The organism is Superficieibacter sp. BNK-5, from assembly GCF_047456055.1.
Classification (GTDB): Bacteria; Pseudomonadota; Gammaproteobacteria; order Enterobacterales; family Enterobacteriaceae; genus Superficieibacter.
This window is the reverse complement of record NZ_CP179893.1, coordinates 4,480,826-4,497,823: the sequence shown is the minus strand read 5'-3', so window position 1 is coordinate 4,497,823 and position 16,998 is coordinate 4,480,826. Positions and strand designations below refer to the sequence as shown.

Here is a 16,998-nt window from a genome sequence, read left to right as displayed (position 1 = left end):
TTTATGCCGTGTCGCGCGGACTGCGGTGCCTGTTGCACAGCGCCTTCTATCTCCAGTCCGATTCCCGGCATGCCGGACGGCAAGCCTGCTAATACGCCCTGTATTCAGCTTGACGAGCATTTACGTTGCAAAATCTTTACCTCACCGCTGCGCCCGAGCGTCTGCGCGGGTCTGCAACCTTCGGCTGACATGTGCGGCGAGACGCGAGAGCAGGCGATGACCTATCTCATTACGCTGGAAACGCTGACCGCGCCTTAAACGTCTTTTATACGCATCAGGCAGGCGAAACCGGCCACGCACATTACCAGCGCAATCCAGAATACCGCATGATAACTCCACAGCTCGGCCACCACGCCCGCCAGCGATCCGGCAATAATCCAGCCAACGCGCGTGGTATTACTGTAAAGCGTGGTCGCTGAACCAGCCTGACCGGGCATCAAATCCTGGAAATAAAGCATCCCAATGCCTGCCAGAATGCCAATGTAAATGGCGTTCAGCAATTGCATGGCCAGTAGTAGGGCAGGCGTGTGGACGGTCAGCATGCCGACATAAAACAGTAGGCCAGCGACAATGGCGATACGCATCAAAAAGCGTTTACCAAAGCGCTTCGCATAGTATCCGGCAATCAACATCGTCGGGATCTCAAGACCCGCGGCAGTACCCATCATTAAACCCGCGAGTTTTTCCGGCAGATGGAGTTCATTGATAATAAACAGCGGCATATTGATGATGTAAAGGCTATTCGTGCCCCACATCAGCGTGCAAATCACAAACAGCAATAGCGCATCGCGACGGTTACGGCGAGGGGCCTCAATACTGCCGGAGGCTGTGGCATTCAGCTTCGGCATGGTAGGTAAGAACAGCCAGACCATTACGCCGCAAACCACAAAGGCGACGGCGGCGCTGAGGTACATCACGGTAAAACCAAATCCCATCGCCAGGGCATAAGCCAGCGGCGGGCCGATGACCCATGCCAGCGAGACCTGCGCACGAAGGATCGAGCTAAACATGACGGCTTCCCGCCCGGTACGGTCAGCATGTTCACGCGCCAGGGCAAACATCTGCGGGTTGGCCGTGGAGCCAAAGCTGCTCAGAAACACGCCGATAAACAGCAGGATGAAATAATTACGGTTCCAGGCAAATAGCACGCATGCCAGCACGCCAAGTACGCAGCAAAATACGATCAGCCTTTTACGATCGCCCTTACGATCTGAACGCCCGGCTAAAAACTGACTCACCAGAATGCCAATAACGGCGCTGCCGGTGAAAAAGAACCCCACCATGGCCGGACGCGCATGTACTTCGTTGGTCAAAAAAAGACTCAGCGTCGGCGTTTGTAATGCGCCAGCGATTCCGGTCAGAAAGGCGACGATCAGAAAGGACGCAGAGGTGAAATCAAAAGCGCGCGGTGGGGCGGCGGCAGGGATATTTTGCATCAGATTTTTTATAGCGTAATGAAGTAGCGCGGGAGTTTACGCCGCCTGACGTAAAATAAACAGTGAGTGAAATCAAAACTGGCACGATAAATCAAAACAGGTTTTCAAATCCGATGAAATTGATGCTGAACGAGCTGAAGCAGGAGTCAGGTGGGGCCAATAAACTTCAGCAACGGCGATATCACCAGTCATAAAATGTGCTGTACCTCTAAATTTTGTCATCCAAATCAGAACATTTCTTGCAGGAATTGCGGGAAAGTACCAGACTCCTTGAAACGTTTCAGCGTCATCTTTCCATCAGCCGTAACCGGGATGGCGCATTTTTTCTCATTATAGCTGAAACGATTCAATTCAGCAGAGAGGAGACCCATGTTCCAGTTATCTGTGCAGGATATTCATCCCGGCCAACAGGCAGGGAATAAAGAAGAAGCCATTCGTCAGGTTGCCGCCGCACTCGTGCAGGCTGGTAATGTGGCCGATGGCTACGTCAACGGTATGCTGGCTCGCGAGCAGCAGACCTCCACTTTTCTCGGCAACGGTATTGCGATCCCTCATGGCACCACGGATACCCGCGATCAGGTGCTGAAAACGGGCGTACAGGTCTATCAATTTCCGCAGGGCGTTACCTGGGGTGAAGGGCAGACGGCGTATGTGGCGATTGGCATCGCGGCCAGCTCCGATGAACACCTCGGGCTGCTGCGTCAGCTCACACACGTATTAAGCGATGACTCTGTCGCGGAACAGCTGAAGACGGCAACCACGGCTGAAGAGCTGCGCGCGCTGCTGATGGGCGAAAAGCAGAGCGAAATGCTGAAGCTTGATAACGAAACGCTGACGCTGGACATTGCTGCCAGCGATCTGATGACGTTACAGGCGCTGAATGCTGGTCGCCTGAAAGAAGCAGGCGCAGTAGATGCGGCCTTTGTTGCGCGCGCCATTTCAGAGCAGCCGCTGAACCTCGGTCAGGGTATCTGGCTGAATGACAGTGCTGAAGGCAACTTACGCAGTGCCATCGCGGTGAGTCGTGCCTCTTCAGCCTTCGAGGTTAATGGTCAGGCTGCCTCGCTGCTGGTCACCGTCGCAATGACTGATTCTCAGCCTACGCCAGTGCTGGATCGTCTGAGCCAGCTACTACTTAATACTAAAGCGGACCGCTTGCTCAGTGCCGATGCGGCCACGCTGCTGGCGCTGCTGACCAGTGACGACGCCCTGGCTGACGATGTGCTGAACGCTGAATTTGTGGTGCGCAACGAGCACGGTCTCCATGCCCGTCCGGGTACTATGCTGGTCAATACCATTAAACAATTCAACAGCGAAATTACCGTCACTAACCTCGACGGCAGCGGTAAACCCGCTAATGGTCGCAGTCTGATGAAAGTGGTCGCGCTGGGCGTGAAAAAAGGCCATCGCCTGCGCTTTACCGCTCAGGGTGAAGATGCTGAACAAGCACTGACCGCCATTGGCGCAGCGATTGCCGCCGGTCTTGGGGAGGGCGCAGCATGAGCCGTCGCGTCGCAACCATCACGCTAAATCCAGCCTACGATCTGGTCGGCTATACGCCTGAAGTTGAGCGTGGTGAAGTCAATCTGGTGCGCACGACCGGCCTGCATGCCGCAGGTAAGGGCATTAACGTCGCCAAAGTGCTCAAGGATCTGGGTATTGACGTTACCGTGGGCGGTTTCCTGGGAAAAGATAACCAGGACGGCTTTCAGCAACTGTTCAGCGAACTGGGCATCGCCAACCGTTTCCAGGTGGTGCAGGGGCGTACACGTATCAACGTCAAGCTGACCGAGAAAGACGGCGAAGTCACCGACTTCAACTTCTCCGGTTTTGACGTTACGCCTGCTGACTGGGAGCGCTTTGTCGCGGATTCCCTGACCTGGCTGGGACAGTTCGATATGGTGTGCGTCAGCGGCAGCCTGCCGACCGGCGTCAGCCCGGAAGCGTTTACCGACTGGATGACGCGTCTGCGCAGCCAGTGTCCATGCATTATTTTCGACAGCAGCCGTGAAGCATTGGTTGCCGGTCTGAAAGCGGCCCCGTGGCTGGTTAAACCTAACCGTCGCGAGCTGGAAATCTGGGCGGGACGTAAACTGCCTGAGCTGAAAGATGTGATCGAAGCGGCCCATGCGCTGCGCGAGCAGGGTATTGCTCACGTGGTAATCTCGCTCGGTTCAGAAGGCGCACTGTGGGTCAACGCCTCCGGCGAATGGATCGCCAAACCGCCTTCCGTTGACGTTGTCAGCACCGTGGGTGCCGGTGATTCCATGGTCGGTGGCCTGATTTACGGCCTGTTGATGCGCGAATCCAGCGAACACACGTTACGTCTGGCGACCGCCGTTGCTGCACTGGCAGTCAGCCAGAGTAACGTAGGCATTACCGATCGTACCCAGTTAGCCGCGATGATGGCGCGCGTTGACTTACAACCCTTTAATTAACAGCAGGAGAGGCATAATGAAAACGCTGCTGATTATTGACGCCGGTCTCGGACAGGCCCGCGCCTATATGGCGAAGACTCTGTTAGGTGCTGCGGCGCAAAAAGCACATGTTGAAATCACCGATAACCCGAATGACGCTGAACTGGCGATCGTTCTGGGAAACGCCCTGCCTGCGGACAGCGCGCTGAACGGTAAACAGGTTTTTCTTGGCGATATCAATCGCGCAGTCGCTCATGCAGAACTCTTTCTGAGCGAAGCGAAAGCGCAGGCCACGCCGTACAGTGCGCCTGTCGTGGCACCTGTTGCATCCGCAACCGCAGCAGGCCCGAAACGCATCGTCGCCGTGACCGCGTGTCCGACCGGTGTTGCTCACACCTTTATGGCCGCAGAAGCGATTGAAACCGAAGCGAAAAAACGTGGCTGGTGGGTGAAAGTTGAAACCCGCGGGTCCGTAGGGGCAGGTAACGCGATTACGCCGGAAGAAGTGGCGCAGGCCGATCTGGTGATTGTGGCGGCCGATATCGAAGTCGATCTGGCGAAGTTTGCCGGTAAGCCGATGTACCGCACCTCTACCGGACTGGCGCTGAAGAAAACGGTTCAGGAACTGGATAAAGCACAGGCTGAAGCCCGTCCTTATCAGCCTGCGGGTCAGACTCCGGCGGCAGGCAGCGAAAGTAAAAAAGAGAGCGCAGGGGCCTATCGCCATCTGTTAACCGGTGTGTCTTATATGCTGCCGATGGTGGTGGCAGGCGGTCTGTGTATCGCGCTGTCCTTCGCTTTCGGGATCAAAGCCTTTGAAGTGAAAGATACGCTGGCGGCGGCGCTGATGCAGATCGGCGGCGGTTCAGCCTTTGCACTGATGGTTCCGGTGCTGGCGGGCTTTATCGCCTTCTCCATTGCTGATCGTCCGGGTCTGACGCCGGGTCTTATCGGCGGTATGCTGGCAGTGAGCGGCGGTTCTGGCTTCATTGGCGGGATTATCGCCGGCTTCTTGGCAGGTTATGTGGCAAAACTGATCAGCACCAAAGTGAAGCTGCCGCAGAGTATGGAAGCGCTGAAGCCGATCCTAATCATTCCGCTCTTCTCCAGCCTGATTGTGGGGCTGGCAATGATTTACCTGATCGGCAAACCAGTCGCGGGTATCCTGCAGTGGCTGACCGTATGGCTGCAAAACATGGGTACGGCGAACGCGGTTCTGCTGGGTGCGATCCTTGGCGGCATGATGTGTACGGATATGGGTGGCCCGGTTAACAAAGCAGCTTACGCGTTTGGGGTTGGCCTGTTGAGTACGCAGACTTATGCGCCGATGGCAGCCATCATGGCCGCCGGGATGGTTCCGCCGCTGGCGATGGGTGTTGCAACGCTGGTTGCGGGCCGTAAGTTTGACAAAGGTCAGCGTGAAGGCGGTAAAGCGGCACTGGTTCTGGGGCTGTGCTTTATCTCTGAAGGGGCGATTCCTTTCGCGGCGCGCGATCCGATGCGTGTCCTGCCATGCTGTATCGTTGGCGGCGCAGTGACCGGTGCGATCTCTATGGCGGTGGGCGCAAAACTGATGGCACCACACGGTGGTCTGTTTGTGCTGTTGATCCCAGGGGCGATTACTCCGGTTCTTGGCTACCTGCTGGCCATTGTCATCGGTACGCTGGTGGCAGGGCTGTCTTATGCGCTCCTGAAACGTCCGGACGCTGAGACGGTGGCGAAAGTCGCTTAATCCTCTGCTGATGTGAAAAAAAAAGGCCGATTTATCGGCCTTTTTTATTCATGTCTTTACGCTACCTTCTCTTGCGTTTGCTGCGCTTTCAGCCAGGCGATCTCTTCTGCCCAGATATCCGGATTGACCGTTTCCAGAATGAGCGGAATGCCGTCAAAACGGTCATCCTGCATGATCCAGCGAAAGGCGTCGTGACCTATATTGCCTTCGCCGAGGCTGTGATGGCGGTCAACCCGGCTGGCAAACTGGCTTTTCGCATCGTTAAGATGCATCCCACGCAGGTAAGTAAAACCAACGATCCGTTCAAACTCGGCAAACGTCTTTTCCGTGGCTTCCGCGCTGCGCAAATCATACCCGGCGGCGAAGGCGTGGCAGGTATCTATGCACACACCAACGCGGGATTTATCCTCAACGCCGTCAATAATGGCCGCCAGATGTTCAAATTTAAAACCGAGATTGCTGCCCTGGCCGGCCGTATTTTCAATCACGGCGGTTACGCCCTGGGTTTTTTCCAGCGCGATATTAATGGATTCGGCAATCCGCGCCAGACAGTCGTCTTCCGGGATTTGCTGTAAATGGCTGCCGGGATGGAAGTTTAGCAGCGTTAAGCCCAACTGCTGACAGCGTGACATCTCATCAATAAATGCCTCGCGCGATTTTTCCAGCGCGTCGGTAACGGGATGGCCGAGATTAATGAGATAACTATCGTGGGGCAGGATTTGCGCGGGAGAATACTGATGTTTCTCGCAGGCCGCCTGAAAAGCAGTAATGCCTTCCTCGTTCAACGGCGCGGCGCGCCACTGGCGCTGATTTTTGGTGAACAGTGCAAAGGCCGTCGCATCAATTTCAGCGGCGCGAATAACGGCATTCGCCAGGCCGCCAGCGGCACTGACATGCGCTCCAACATACTTCATAAAAAACTCCTGTTAAACCCGCCAGGGCAAGACGCTCTATCATAGCGGGTTAACAGGAGGAAGTTGTAGGGTTTATCTCAATAGCGTATGCACCAGCAGGTTAATCGCACCGCCACCGACGATCAGCCAGACAAAGAGCATCAGCGCCATTAACAGCGGTTTAGCCCCCGCTTTTTTCAGCGCGCTAACGTGGGTCGTCAGCCCAAGCGCCGCCATCGCCATGGCAAGGAAAATCGTATCAAGCGTAATCAGCATATCAACGATGGCTTTTGGCAGCAGATGAAATGAGTTGAAAATGGCGACCACGATAAACATGACCGCAAACCACGGAATAGTGATTTTGCTTTTCTGCTCACCGGAGGCGGGGGCTAACTGGCGCACCCGCGCGGCCAGAATGAGCAGGAAAGGGGCCAGCATCATGACACGGATCATTTTGGTAATGACCGCCGCGTTTTCCGCCTGTGGCGCAACGGCGTGACCAGCAGCAACCACCTGGGCCACTTCATGCATCGTCGATCCAATATAAATGCCGTAATTTTCACTGCTGAACCACATGCCCAGCAGGTGATACATCGCCGGATAGAGAAAAATGGCGATGGTGCCAAAAATTACCACCGTGGCGACGGCGACGGTCACTTTGCTGGCCTCGGCCTTGACCACCGGCTCGGTCGCCAGCACCGCCGCCGCACCGCAGATACTGCTACCTGCGCCGATAAGCCACGTCGTTTGTTTATCAAGCCCAAAGAGTTTTTGCCCAACAACGCAGGCGATCAAAAAGGTGCTGGACAGGGTAAGAATGTCAATTGCCACGCCGCTGACGCCGACATCGGCAATTTGGGCAAAGGTCAGACGGAAGCCATATAAAATGATCCCAAGGCGTAGCAGACGCTGTTTAGCGAATTGCACGCCGGTATCACAATGCTGGCTCAGGCCGGAATAAACGGTGTTGCCGATGAGCATCCCGAGCAGGATCGCCAGCGTCAGGGCGCTAAAACCAGCGCCAGCGACGGCCGGAAAAGAGCCAGCCCAGATGGCAATACTCACCAGTACGGCGCTTAATAGCAGCCCTGGAATAAATCGCCATACCCGGCGCTGTGGTGTCCCTGTGATTACTTCAGTCATAACCCTCTCCTTAATCAGGCTATAAGGTTATGCCGCAGCGATATAAAAATGAAATTGATTATATGTTTATAATTAATCAGAATAAGTGGTAAGCGCTTTTCTTACCTCAGGAACCGTTATGCATATCACGCTACGCCAGCTTGAAGTCTTTGTTGAGGTGCTCAAATGTGGTTCCACAACCCAGGCGTCGCAAATGTTGTCGCTGTCGCAATCCGCCGTGAGCGCGGCGCTAACCGAGCTGGAAGGTCAGCTGGGCGTGCAGCTTTTTGACCGGGTAGGGAAGCGGCTGGTGGTCAATGAACACGGGCGGCTGCTTTATTCACGTGCGCTTTTGCTGCTTGAAGACGCGGGCGAAATAGAAAAGCTGTTTAAAGAAGATAACGGCGCGATCCGTGTCTCGGCCAGTAGCACCATCGGCAATTATATTCTGCCGGAAGTGATTGCCCGTTATCGGCATGACTTTCCCGAACTGCCGCTTGAGATGAGCGTGGGTAATAGTCAGGATGTGGTGAATGCGGTAGCGGATTTTCGTGTCGACATTGGCCTTATCGAAGGGCCTTGCCATCATATTGATATTATTGCCGAACCGTGGCTTGAAGATGAACTGGTGATTTTCGCTGCGCCCACCTCGCCGCTGTTTGATAAGCCGGTGACGCTCGACGCGCTGGCGGCAGCTCCCTGGATCCTGCGTGAGCATGGCTCTGGCACCCGCGAAATCGTCGATTTCCTGCTGCTTTCCCATCTGCCACAGTTTCGGCTGGGAATGGAGCTGGGCAACTCGGAAGCGATTAAACACGCGGTTCGTCATGGACTGGGGATCAGTTGCCTTTCACGGCGCGTCATTGCTGAACAGCTGGCGTCGCGAACGCTGCGTGAAATCGAAACGTCGTTGCCACGCCTGACACGCACGCTATGGCGCATTAGCCACCGGCAGAAGCGGCTGTCGAACGCTTTACTGCGTTTTTTGAGCTATTGTGATGGATAATGTTTCGCCAGTGTTCTGAACGCGCCTTTCTCCCGTGAGTGAAAATCTCTCTCTCGATCTCCCTGTGCACTGCCTCACTTTGGGCATTGCATTGATTCGCCATAATCGCAAAGGGCTGCTTTACTTATAATCCCTGGATGATCATGAAGGTCTCTTATAACTGCGCATTTGTGCCGGATGAGAGCCGTTTGGTCTGCTACAATCGCGCCTCAATTTTTGGATGGACAGCATTTTCCTATGGTTTCCCAAACTAAAACCACACAAGCGCCCGCGCTACGTCGCGAACTCAAGGCGCGTCATCTGACGATGATTGCCATTGGCGGCTCCATCGGTACAGGTTTGTTTGTTGCTTCCGGAGCGACAATTTCTCAGGCGGGTCCAGGCGGCGCGCTGTTTTCCTATATTCTCATCGGCCTGATGGTCTATTTCCTGATGACCAGTCTGGGTGAACTGGCGGCGTATATGCCAGTATCCGGTTCATTCGCTACCTATGGTCAGCAATATGTTGAAGAAGGTTTTGGCTTCGCACTGGGCTGGAACTACTGGTACAACTGGGCGGTGACTATCGCCGTGGATCTGGTTGCCGCACAGCTGGTAATGAACTGGTGGTTCCCGGATACGCCGGGCTGGATCTGGAGCGCGCTGTTCCTGTGCGTGATTTTCCTGCTGAACTACATCTCGGTGAAAGGTTTCGGTGAAGCAGAATACTGGTTCTCGCTGATCAAAGTGGCGACGGTCGTCATCTTTATTATCGTCGGCCTGATGATGATCCTCGGCATTTTCCAGGGGGCTGAACCGGCGGGCTGGAGCAACTGGAGCATCGGCGAAGCGCCGTTTGCCGGTGGCTTTGCGGCAATGATTGGCGTGGCGATGATCGTCGGCTTCTCCTTCCAGGGAACCGAGCTTATCGGGATTGCCGCCGGAGAATCTGAAGATCCGGAGAAAAACATTCCTCGCGCGGTGCGTCAGGTGTTCTGGCGTATCCTGCTGTTTTATGTCTTTGCGATCCTGATTATCAGCCTGATTATTCCTTATACCGATCCGAGCCTGCTGCGCAATGATGTGAAAGATATCAGCGTCAGTCCGTTCACCCTGGTATTCCAGCATGCGGGCCTGCTTTCCGCGGCGGCAATCATGAATGCGGTGATCCTGACGGCGGTGCTGTCGGCGGGTAACTCAGGCATGTATGCCTCAACGCGTATGCTTTACACCCTGGCCTGCGATGGCAAAGCGCCGCGCATCTTTGCAAAACTGTCGAAAGGCGGCGTGCCGCGTAACGCGCTGTATGCCACCACGGTGATTGCCGGTCTCTGTTTCCTGACCTCGATGTTTGGTAATCAGACCGTTTATCTGTGGTTGTTGAATACGTCAGGCATGACGGGTTTCATCGCCTGGCTGGGGATTGCCATCAGTCATTATCGTTTCCGCCGTGGCTATGTATTGCAGGGACACGACATCAACGATCTGCCGTATCGGTCTGGTTTCTTCCCGATTGGGCCGATTTTCGCCTTCGTGCTGTGCCTGATTATCACTCTGGGGCAGAACTACGAAGCGTTCCTGAGCGATACTATCGACTGGGGCAGCATCGCGGCGACCTATATTGGTATTCCGCTGTTTCTGATTATCTGGTTCGGCTACAAACTCAGCAAAGGTACGCGCTTTGTGAGCTATCGGGAGATGAAATTTCCTGAACGGTTTAAGAAATAAGGCCATCTGTGAATAGCGAAAGCCCGGCAACCTTTTTGCCGGGCTTTTTTTATTTCAGCAAATGCTGCGCGTGGAAGCGTAAATGATCCTCAATAAATGAGGCGATAAAATAATAGCTATGATCGTACCCCGGCTGGCTGCGCAGCGTCAGCGGCCAGTTGCTTTGCCTGGCGATTTCCTCAAGGCGAGCGGGCTGGAGCTGGTCAGCAAGGAACTGGTCGCTGTCGCCCTGGTCAATAAGCAATGGGATCTGCGACGCTTGTCCGGCGGCCTGCATTAGCGCACAGCTATCCCATTCCTGCCAGGCGGCGCGATTTTCCCCTAAATAGGCTCTGAAGGCTTTTTGCCCCCACGGTACGTTGAGCGGATTAACAATTGGCGCGAATGCCGATGCGCTGGTGTATTTGCCGGGGTTTTTCAGCGCCATGATCAGCGCGCCGTGCCCGCCCATTGAGTGACCGCTAATCGCGCAGCGTTCGCTGACGCTAAATTTATCCTGAATCAGCGCAGGCAGTTCATCGCGCAGATAGTCATACATCCGGTAGTGTGACGCCCAGGGCTGTTCCGTGGCGTTAAGGTAAAATCCTGCACCTTTACCCAGATCGTAGCCTTCATCGTCGGCCACGTCATCACCCCGCGGGCTGGTATCCGCCATCACCAGCACGATGCCCAGTTCAGCGGCAACCCGCTGCGCCCCGGCTTTGGTGGTAAAATTCTCGTCATTGCAGGTTAACCCTGACAGCCAGTACAGCACCGGGGGTGGGGTAGCGTCCCGTGGAGGGGGTAAAAAAATACTAAACGTCATTGCACAGTTCAGCGTAGCGGAGTCGTGCCGCCAGCGTTGCTGCCAGCCTTCAAAACAGCGATGTTCTTCGAGCAGTTCCATTTTGGCTCCCTGGGTGATGATGTAAAAACGATTTAACATCATACAGGCGATTCATGCGCAGTGAGTAATTTTCACTTCCCCATTACCCACACATATTGCATCATAAACATAACTTTACATTAACAACTGAGGTGAGCATGGCGCTGCGGATCGCGTTCAGCGGTTTTATCGTGCTGGTCGTGGCAATGGGAATAGGGCGTTTTGCTTTCACGCCTCAGGTGCCGCTAATGATCGCCGACGGACAGCTTACACTGACCAGTGCAGGTCTGGTGGCTGCGGTAAATTATCTCGGCTACCTGCTCGGCGCGTGGGATGCCATGCGTGCACATCGTCACGTTGAAATACGTCTCTGGCTCGGTATTTTTGGCGTAGTGGCATTGACGTTTCTCTCTTCACTGGCGGATAACGCGCTGACACACGGTGCGCTGCGTTTCGTTATTGGCGCGATGAGCGGCTGGGCGATGGTCATGACGGCGGGCTGGACCAATGAACAGCTTTCCCGTTCGGGGCATGCCAGCCTGAGTGCGGCGGTATTTGCCGGTCCCGGCGGCGGGATTGCGATTAGCGGTCTGCTGGCGGTAGCCATTCAGGCAAAAGCATTAAGTGCCGCTGATGCCTGGCTGGTGTATGGCGTACTGGCGCTGGTGCTGATTGCTTTTATTGCCCGCTATTTGCCGCGACCGGGGGCACTTCACCGTAGTGGCACGATCCCTGAGCCGTTGCAGTTAACGCCTGATTTGCAGCGGCTGGTCTGGAGTTACGCCCTTGCCGGATTCGGCTATATTCTTCCAGCTACTTTTTTGTCGCAGATGGCGGCGCTGCGTTTCCCCGGCAGTCTTTTTGCTCAGTTTGTCTGGCCCATGTTCGGTGCGGCGGCCATCGTCGGTATCGTGCTCAGCATTCTCACCCGTAAAACCGGGCACAGCTATCAGCGGCTGGCAATCGTTCTGTGGTTACAGGCGATTGGGGTGCTGGCCGCCTGGCTGGTTCCCGGCATGAGCGGCCTGGTGCTGGGCGCGGTGCTGGTGGGTGGTGGTTTCCTCTGTGCGCTTCAGCTTTCATTGCAATATGGTCGCGAGCTGGCTCCCAACCATATCCGCTATATGGCGGGGCTGCTGACCACCGTCTATGCCGTCGGGCAATTACTCGGGCCGGTGACGTCGGCCCTGTCGACCTGGCTGACGCACCGTCTGGAGCCTGCGCTGGGCGTGGCTGGCGTGACGTTATTGGTCGCCGGACTGCTGGTATGGAAGCCGCATAGTCAAAGGCAGTAACAATTGCAATAATTATCGTCCTGAATACTGGATTATGTGCGCTACCTCACGCACAATAAGTACGCACTTTGTTCAATCAAGGCAAAGGCAGCCACACCTGCGGGAGAAATATAACGATGTCATTACTCAGTAAAGAAGCTGCACTTGTTCATGAAGCGCTGGTTGCGCGTGGGCTGGAAACGCCTTTGCGCCCACCGGTGCGCGAAATGGACAACGAAACCAGAAAGCGCCTGATTTCCGGACACATGAGCGAAATTATGCAGCTGTTAAATCTCGACCTGAGCGATGACAGTTTGATGGAAACGCCGCACCGTATCGCCAAAATGTATGTCGATGAAATTTTCTCGGGACTGGATTACGCCAACTTCCCAAAAATCACCGTCATTGAAAACAAAATGAAGGTCGACGAAATGGTGACCGTGCGCGACATTACCCTGACCAGCACCTGTGAGCATCATTTTGTCACTATCGACGGTCAGGCAACGGTGGCCTATATCCCGAAAGAGTCGGTGATTGGCTTATCCAAAATTAACCGTATCGTGCAGTTCTTTGCCCAGCGTCCTCAGGTTCAGGAGCGTTTGACGCAGCAGATCCTGACCGCCCTCCAGACGTTGCTGGGAACAAATAATGTAGCGGTATCTATTGATGCGGTGCATTATTGTGTCAAAGCGCGCGGCATTCGTGACGCCACCAGCGCCACCACGACGACTTCCCTGGGCGGCCTGTTTAAGTCGAGTCAGAATACACGCCAGGAGTTTCTGCGCGCGGTGCGGCATCGCAGCTAATCGCGTTCATCAGGCATAAGAGGAACCATGGAACGAAACATTACGCTGGATTTTGTGCGTGGCGTGGCCATCCTCGGTATTTTGCTGCTGAATATTACCGCCTTCGGTTTACCGAAGGCGGCCTATCTCAACCCCGCCTGGTATGGCGACATCACCCGCGCCGATACCTGGACATGGGCGGTGCTCGACCTGTTTGCCCAGGTCAAATTCCTGACCCTCTTTGCGTTGCTATTCGGTGCCGGGCTTCAGATCCTGCTGGGGCGCGGTAAGCGCTGGATCCAGTCGCGTTTGACGCTGCTGGCGCTGCTCGGTTTTCTGCACGTCCTGTTTTTTTGGGAAGGTGATATTCTGCTGGCCTATGCGCTGGTGGGATTGATTTGCTGGCGCATGATCCGCGATGCCTCACACGGCAAAAATCTCTTTAATACCGGCGTTGTGCTCTATCTGATGGGTATCGGTATTTTGCTGCTGCTGGGGAAAATTTCCGGCGCGGGGAATCCGCGTGCCTGGGTGCCGGATATTGCTAACCTCCAGTATGAGCATTTCTGGCGGCTTCAGGGCGGAACCGACGCGATGAGCAACCGTCTGGATATGCTGTCGAATAATCTGCTGGCCCTCGGCGCGCAGTACGGCTGGCAGCTGGCCGGCATGATGCTAATTGGCGCAGCCCTGATGCGCAGCGGCTGGCTGAAAGGGCAGTTTAGCCTGTCGCACTATCGCCGCATTGGGGGGCTTTTAGTTGCAACTGGCATCATTATTAACGTGCCGGGGATGATTGCTCAGTGGTATGTGGGGTGGGATTATCGCTGGTGTGCTTTCTTTTTACAGGCGCCGCGTGAACTCAGCGCGCCGTTCCAGGCTATCGGCTATGCCTCACTGGCATACGGCTTCTGGCCGCAGCTTTGTCGTTTTCGGCTGGTGGGCGCTGTTGCACAGGTGGGACGTATGGCACTCAGCAACTATCTGCTGCAAACGCTCATCTGTACCACGTTGTTCTGGCAGTGTGATCTCTTCATGAAGTTTAACCGCCTGCAATTGCTGGCATTCGTTCCCGCCGTCTGGCTGGTGAACATCCTCTTTTCCGTTATCTGGCTGCGTTATTATCGCCAGGGGCCGGTTGAATGGCTGTGGCGGCAGTTAACCGCACGTGCTTCGGGGATATCATTATCAGGTACATCCAGATAACGATCTGGATCACATTCATTAACAAAATGGATGTAACCGTTTTCATTCGTGTGACCTCTCTCACGTAGTCGTCTCTCTATCGCTGCCAGAATGGACACCTTCCTTAACACAGGGGGTGGCCGTGAGTCGCTGCAATCTACAACAGGGTGGTGATAATGATCACCATTCGTGATGTTGCCCGTCAGGCGGGCGTTTCCGTGGCTACCGTTTCAAGGGTACTCAATAATAGTGCACTGGTAAGCCCTGAAACACGGGACGCGGTAATGAGTGCGGTTTCAGCGCTTGGATACCGGCCGAATGCCAATGCGCAGGCGCTGGCAACGCAGGCGAGCGATACCATTGGTGTGGTGGTCATGGACGTGTCGGATGCGTTCTTTGGTGCGCTGGTGAAAGCCGTCGATATCGTCGCCCAGCAAAACCAGAAGTATCTGCTGATCGGCAACAGTTATCATGAAGCCGAAAAAGAACGTAACGCCATTGAAGTGCTGATCCGTCAGCGCTGTAGTGCGTTAATCGTGCATTCCAAAGCGCTGAGCGACGGCGAGCTTAGCGAATTCCTGCAACATATTCCCGGCATGGTATTAATCAATCGCCTTGTCCCGGGCTTCGCACATCGCTGCGTTTGCCTTGATAATGTCAGCGGGGCGCAGATGGCAACCAAAATGCTGCTTAATCATGGTCATCAACGCATTGGTTATCTCGGCTCAAGCCACAGTATCGAAGATGATGATATGCGCAAAGAGGGCTGGCTGCGTGCGCTTCAGGAGCAGGATATTGTCCCGCCTGAGAGCTGGGTCGGTGTGGGATCGCCGGATTTACAGGGCGGTGAAGCAGCAATGGTCGAACTGCTGGGACGCAACTCCGGGCTGACGGCGGTGTTTGCCTATAACGACAGCATGGCGGCAGGAGCGTTGACGGCGCTGAAAGATAACGGCATTGCCGTGCCGCAAAACCTTTCACTCATTGCTTTCGATGATATTCCGCTGGCCCGTTACACCGATCCGCAACTGACGACGGTGCGCTATCCTATCGCCTCCATGGCGAAACTCGCCACCGAGCTGGCGCTGTTGGGAGCTGCGGGTAAGCTGGATCGCAACGCGACTCATTGCTTTATGCCCACGCTGGTGAGGCGGCATTCCGTTGCCCAGCGACAAACTGTGGGGCCGATCACTAACTTATAGAATTCCATGATGTAACCGTTTTCAATTTGTGAGTAAATTCACAGTATCTTAACAACGTGATAGCTATGATGACATCGTTTGCAAGGCTGAAACACTATGTAACAGTGAGTGACTACACTACCCATAGCAACCGGGCCTGAAACAAATAATAAAGCGCATTACTGGAGCATTACCGAAAACGGAAGGCAGAACTTTAAAAGTGAATTCGGCATGCAGTAATCCTCCTTAAGGCGCTGCCTGCCAGAGTTATTCACCCGTACTACCCTGCATAACAAAAACCGGAGATACCATGAATAAGAAGGTGCTTACCCTGTCTGCCGTGATGGCAAGCATGTTATTTGGTGCGGCTGCTCACGCTGCTGATACCCGTATTGGCGTGACGATTTATAAGTACGACGATAACTTTATGTCTGTCGTGCGTAAAGCAATTGAGAAAGATGCGAAAGACGCATCGGGCGTTCAACTGCTGATGAATGACTCGCAGAATGACCAGTCCAAACAAAACGACCAGATTGACGTACTGCTGGCGAAAGGCGTGAAAGCGCTGGCTATCAATCTCGTTGACCCGGCAGCAGCTGGCACCGTGATTGAAAAAGCGCGCGGACAAAACGTGCCGATTGTTTTCTTTAACAAAGAACCTTCCCGTAAAGCGCTGGACAGCTATGACAAAGCGTATTACGTCGGCACGGATTCCAAAGAATCCGGTATCATCCAGGGCGATCTGATCGCTAAACACTGGGCGGCAAACCAGGGCTGGGATCTGAATAAAGACGGTCAGATCCAGTTTGTACTGCTGAAAGGCGAACCAGGTCATCCGGATGCTGAAGCGCGTACCTCTTACGTGATTAAAGAATTAAATGATAAAGGCATCAAAACGCAGCAGCTGGCGTTAGATACCGCCATGTGGGATACCGCTCAGGCAAAAGATAAGATGGATGCCTGGCTCTCCGGCCCGAACGCTAACAAAATTGAAGTCGTTATTGCCAATAACGACGCGATGGCAATGGGCGCAGTAGAAGCGCTGAAAGCCCACAATAAGAGCAGCCTGCCGGTATTCGGCGTCGATGCTCTGCCAGAAGCGCTGGCGCTGGTTAAATCTGGCGCGCTGGCCGGTACTGTACTGAACGACGCCAACAACCAGGCAAAAGCCACGTTCGATCTGGCGAAAAACCTCGCCGATGGTAAAGGTGCGGCTGACGGTACTGACTGGAAAATTGAAAACAAAATCGTCCGCATCCCGTATGTCGGCGTGGATAAAGACAACCTGTCTCAATTTACCAATAAATAAGTTTTTTAACTTTGGGCGCACGTAAGTGCGCCCAATTAATAACGACAAAGAAATATCCTGACTCATTCGGGGGGCGTTACGTGCGC

15 protein-coding genes are annotated in these 16,998 nt (G+C 54.6%); 11 read left to right on the top strand and 4 right to left on the bottom strand.

Annotated features, from left to right (window positions below):
• The first annotated feature begins 3 nt into the window (after positions 1 to 3).
• Positions 4 to 258, top strand: coding sequence for a YkgJ family cysteine cluster protein (locus ACMGGS_RS21570; RefSeq protein WP_414164312.1), 255 nt, complete (start codon positions 4 to 6; stop codon positions 256 to 258).
• Here the strand turns inward: ACMGGS_RS21570 and setB are convergent.
• Positions 255 to 1,436 (bottom strand): sugar efflux transporter SetB, encoded by a 1,182-nt coding sequence (gene setB, locus ACMGGS_RS21565; RefSeq protein WP_176919029.1) that lies wholly within the window; start codon positions 1,434 to 1,436, stop codon positions 255 to 257. The two genes, ACMGGS_RS21570 and setB, sit on opposite strands and share 4 nt — an antisense overlap.
• 369 nt (positions 1,437 to 1,805) lie before the next feature.
• Between setB and fruB the strand changes: the two genes are divergently transcribed.
• From fruB to fruA, 3 genes are read left to right on the top strand one after another with little or no spacing between them, the layout of a single operon-like run.
• Positions 1,806 to 2,939, top strand: a complete 1,134-nt coding sequence (fruB, locus tag ACMGGS_RS21560; protein WP_414164311.1) for a fused PTS fructose transporter subunit IIA/HPr protein — start codon at positions 1,806 to 1,808, stop codon at positions 2,937 to 2,939.
• Positions 2,936 to 3,874 (top strand): 1-phosphofructokinase, encoded by a 939-nt coding sequence (gene fruK, locus ACMGGS_RS21555; protein ID WP_414164310.1) that lies wholly within the window; start codon positions 2,936 to 2,938, stop codon positions 3,872 to 3,874. The genes fruB and fruK overlap by 4 nt, the downstream gene beginning before the upstream one ends.
• 16 nt (positions 3,875 to 3,890) lie before the next feature.
• The gene (gene fruA / locus ACMGGS_RS21550) at positions 3,891 to 5,585 is read left to right on the top strand and encodes a PTS fructose transporter subunit IIBC (RefSeq protein ID WP_414164309.1); all 1,695 of its coding nucleotides are present in this window, start codon (positions 3,891 to 3,893) and stop codon (positions 5,583 to 5,585) included.
• 56 nt (positions 5,586 to 5,641) lie between these two features.
• Here fruA and nfo read toward each other — a convergent pair whose 3' ends face one another.
• Both nfo and ACMGGS_RS21540 read right to left on the bottom strand, forming a co-directional pair.
• The gene (gene nfo / locus ACMGGS_RS21545) at positions 5,642 to 6,499 is read right to left on the bottom strand and encodes a deoxyribonuclease IV (RefSeq protein WP_414164308.1); all 858 of its coding nucleotides are present in this window, start codon (positions 6,497 to 6,499) and stop codon (positions 5,642 to 5,644) included.
• 72 nt (positions 6,500 to 6,571) lie between these two features.
• Positions 6,572 to 7,621: a YeiH family putative sulfate export transporter gene (locus tag ACMGGS_RS21540; protein ID WP_176919034.1), complete on the bottom strand. Its 1,050-nt coding sequence runs from the start codon at positions 7,619 to 7,621 to the stop codon at positions 6,572 to 6,574.
• A 118-nt stretch (positions 7,622 to 7,739) separates the two neighbouring features.
• Between ACMGGS_RS21540 and yieE the strand changes: the two genes are divergently transcribed.
• Both yieE and ACMGGS_RS21530 read left to right on the top strand, forming a co-directional pair.
• Complete coding sequence (gene yieE / locus ACMGGS_RS21535; protein WP_414164307.1) at positions 7,740 to 8,606, top strand: DNA-binding transcriptional regulator YeiE; 867 nt, start codon at positions 7,740 to 7,742, stop codon at positions 8,604 to 8,606.
• Between the two features lie 237 nt (positions 8,607 to 8,843).
• The gene (locus ACMGGS_RS21530) at positions 8,844 to 10,313 is read left to right on the top strand and encodes an amino acid permease (RefSeq protein ID WP_414164306.1); all 1,470 of its coding nucleotides are present in this window, start codon (positions 8,844 to 8,846) and stop codon (positions 10,311 to 10,313) included.
• Between the two features lie 49 nt (positions 10,314 to 10,362).
• Here the strand turns inward: ACMGGS_RS21530 and fghA are convergent, their stop codons facing one another.
• Positions 10,363 to 11,199 (bottom strand): S-formylglutathione hydrolase, encoded by an 837-nt coding sequence (gene fghA, locus ACMGGS_RS21525; RefSeq protein ID WP_414166333.1) that lies wholly within the window; start codon positions 11,197 to 11,199, stop codon positions 10,363 to 10,365.
• Positions 11,200 to 11,336: 137 nt separating this feature from the next.
• Between fghA and ACMGGS_RS21520 the strand changes: the two genes are divergently transcribed.
• From ACMGGS_RS21520 to mglB, 5 genes are all read left to right on the top strand, one after another.
• Positions 11,337 to 12,473, top strand: a complete 1,137-nt coding sequence (locus ACMGGS_RS21520) for a YbfB/YjiJ family MFS transporter (RefSeq protein ID WP_414164305.1) — start codon at positions 11,337 to 11,339, stop codon at positions 12,471 to 12,473.
• A gap of 116 nt (positions 12,474 to 12,589) precedes the next feature.
• Positions 12,590 to 13,258: a GTP cyclohydrolase I FolE gene (gene folE / locus ACMGGS_RS21515; protein ID WP_176919038.1), complete on the top strand. Its 669-nt coding sequence runs from the start codon at positions 12,590 to 12,592 to the stop codon at positions 13,256 to 13,258.
• A 27-nt stretch (positions 13,259 to 13,285) separates the two neighbouring features.
• Complete coding sequence (gene yeiB, locus ACMGGS_RS21510; protein WP_176919039.1) at positions 13,286 to 14,443, top strand: DUF418 domain-containing protein YeiB; 1,158 nt, start codon at positions 13,286 to 13,288, stop codon at positions 14,441 to 14,443.
• A gap of 155 nt (positions 14,444 to 14,598) precedes the next feature.
• Positions 14,599 to 15,624: an HTH-type transcriptional regulator GalS gene (gene galS / locus ACMGGS_RS21505; RefSeq protein WP_176919040.1), complete on the top strand. Its 1,026-nt coding sequence runs from the start codon at positions 14,599 to 14,601 to the stop codon at positions 15,622 to 15,624.
• Positions 15,625 to 15,913: 289 nt separating this feature from the next.
• Positions 15,914 to 16,912 (top strand): galactose/glucose ABC transporter substrate-binding protein MglB, encoded by a 999-nt coding sequence (mglB, locus tag ACMGGS_RS21500; protein WP_276157534.1) that lies wholly within the window; start codon positions 15,914 to 15,916, stop codon positions 16,910 to 16,912.
• The last annotated feature ends 86 nt before the right edge of the window (positions 16,913 to 16,998 follow it).

Bases quoted from the DNA above. Each gene is read 5' to 3' on its own strand.
- fghA (WP_414166333.1), bottom strand. From the start codon at position 11,199: ATGGAACTGCTCGAAGAACATCGCTGTTTTGAAGGCTGGCAGCAACGC.
- yeiB (WP_176919039.1), top strand. From the start codon at position 13,286: ATGGAACGAAACATTACGCTGGATTTTGTGCGTGGCGTGGCCATCCTC.
- folE (WP_176919038.1), top strand. From the start codon at position 12,590: ATGTCATTACTCAGTAAAGAAGCTGCACTTGTTCATGAAGCGCTGGTT.
- fruB (WP_414164311.1), top strand. From the start codon at position 1,806: ATGTTCCAGTTATCTGTGCAGGATATTCATCCCGGCCAACAGGCAGGG.
- ACMGGS_RS21540 (WP_176919034.1), bottom strand. From the start codon at position 7,621: ATGACTGAAGTAATCACAGGGACACCACAGCGCCGGGTATGGCGATTT.
- ACMGGS_RS21520 (WP_414164305.1), top strand. From the start codon at position 11,337: ATGGCGCTGCGGATCGCGTTCAGCGGTTTTATCGTGCTGGTCGTGGCA.
- fruA (WP_414164309.1), top strand. From the start codon at position 3,891: ATGAAAACGCTGCTGATTATTGACGCCGGTCTCGGACAGGCCCGCGCC.
- nfo (WP_414164308.1), bottom strand. From the start codon at position 6,499: ATGAAGTATGTTGGAGCGCATGTCAGTGCCGCTGGCGGCCTGGCGAAT.
- galS (WP_176919040.1), top strand. From the start codon at position 14,599: ATGATCACCATTCGTGATGTTGCCCGTCAGGCGGGCGTTTCCGTGGCT.
- mglB (WP_276157534.1), top strand. From the start codon at position 15,914: ATGAATAAGAAGGTGCTTACCCTGTCTGCCGTGATGGCAAGCATGTTA.
- setB (WP_176919029.1), bottom strand. From the start codon at position 1,436: ATGCAAAATATCCCTGCCGCCGCCCCACCGCGCGCTTTTGATTTCACC.
- yieE (WP_414164307.1), top strand. From the start codon at position 7,740: ATGCATATCACGCTACGCCAGCTTGAAGTCTTTGTTGAGGTGCTCAAA.
- ACMGGS_RS21530 (WP_414164306.1), top strand. From the start codon at position 8,844: ATGGTTTCCCAAACTAAAACCACACAAGCGCCCGCGCTACGTCGCGAA.
- ACMGGS_RS21570 (WP_414164312.1), top strand. From the start codon at position 4: ATGCCGTGTCGCGCGGACTGCGGTGCCTGTTGCACAGCGCCTTCTATC.
- fruK (WP_414164310.1), top strand. From the start codon at position 2,936: ATGAGCCGTCGCGTCGCAACCATCACGCTAAATCCAGCCTACGATCTG.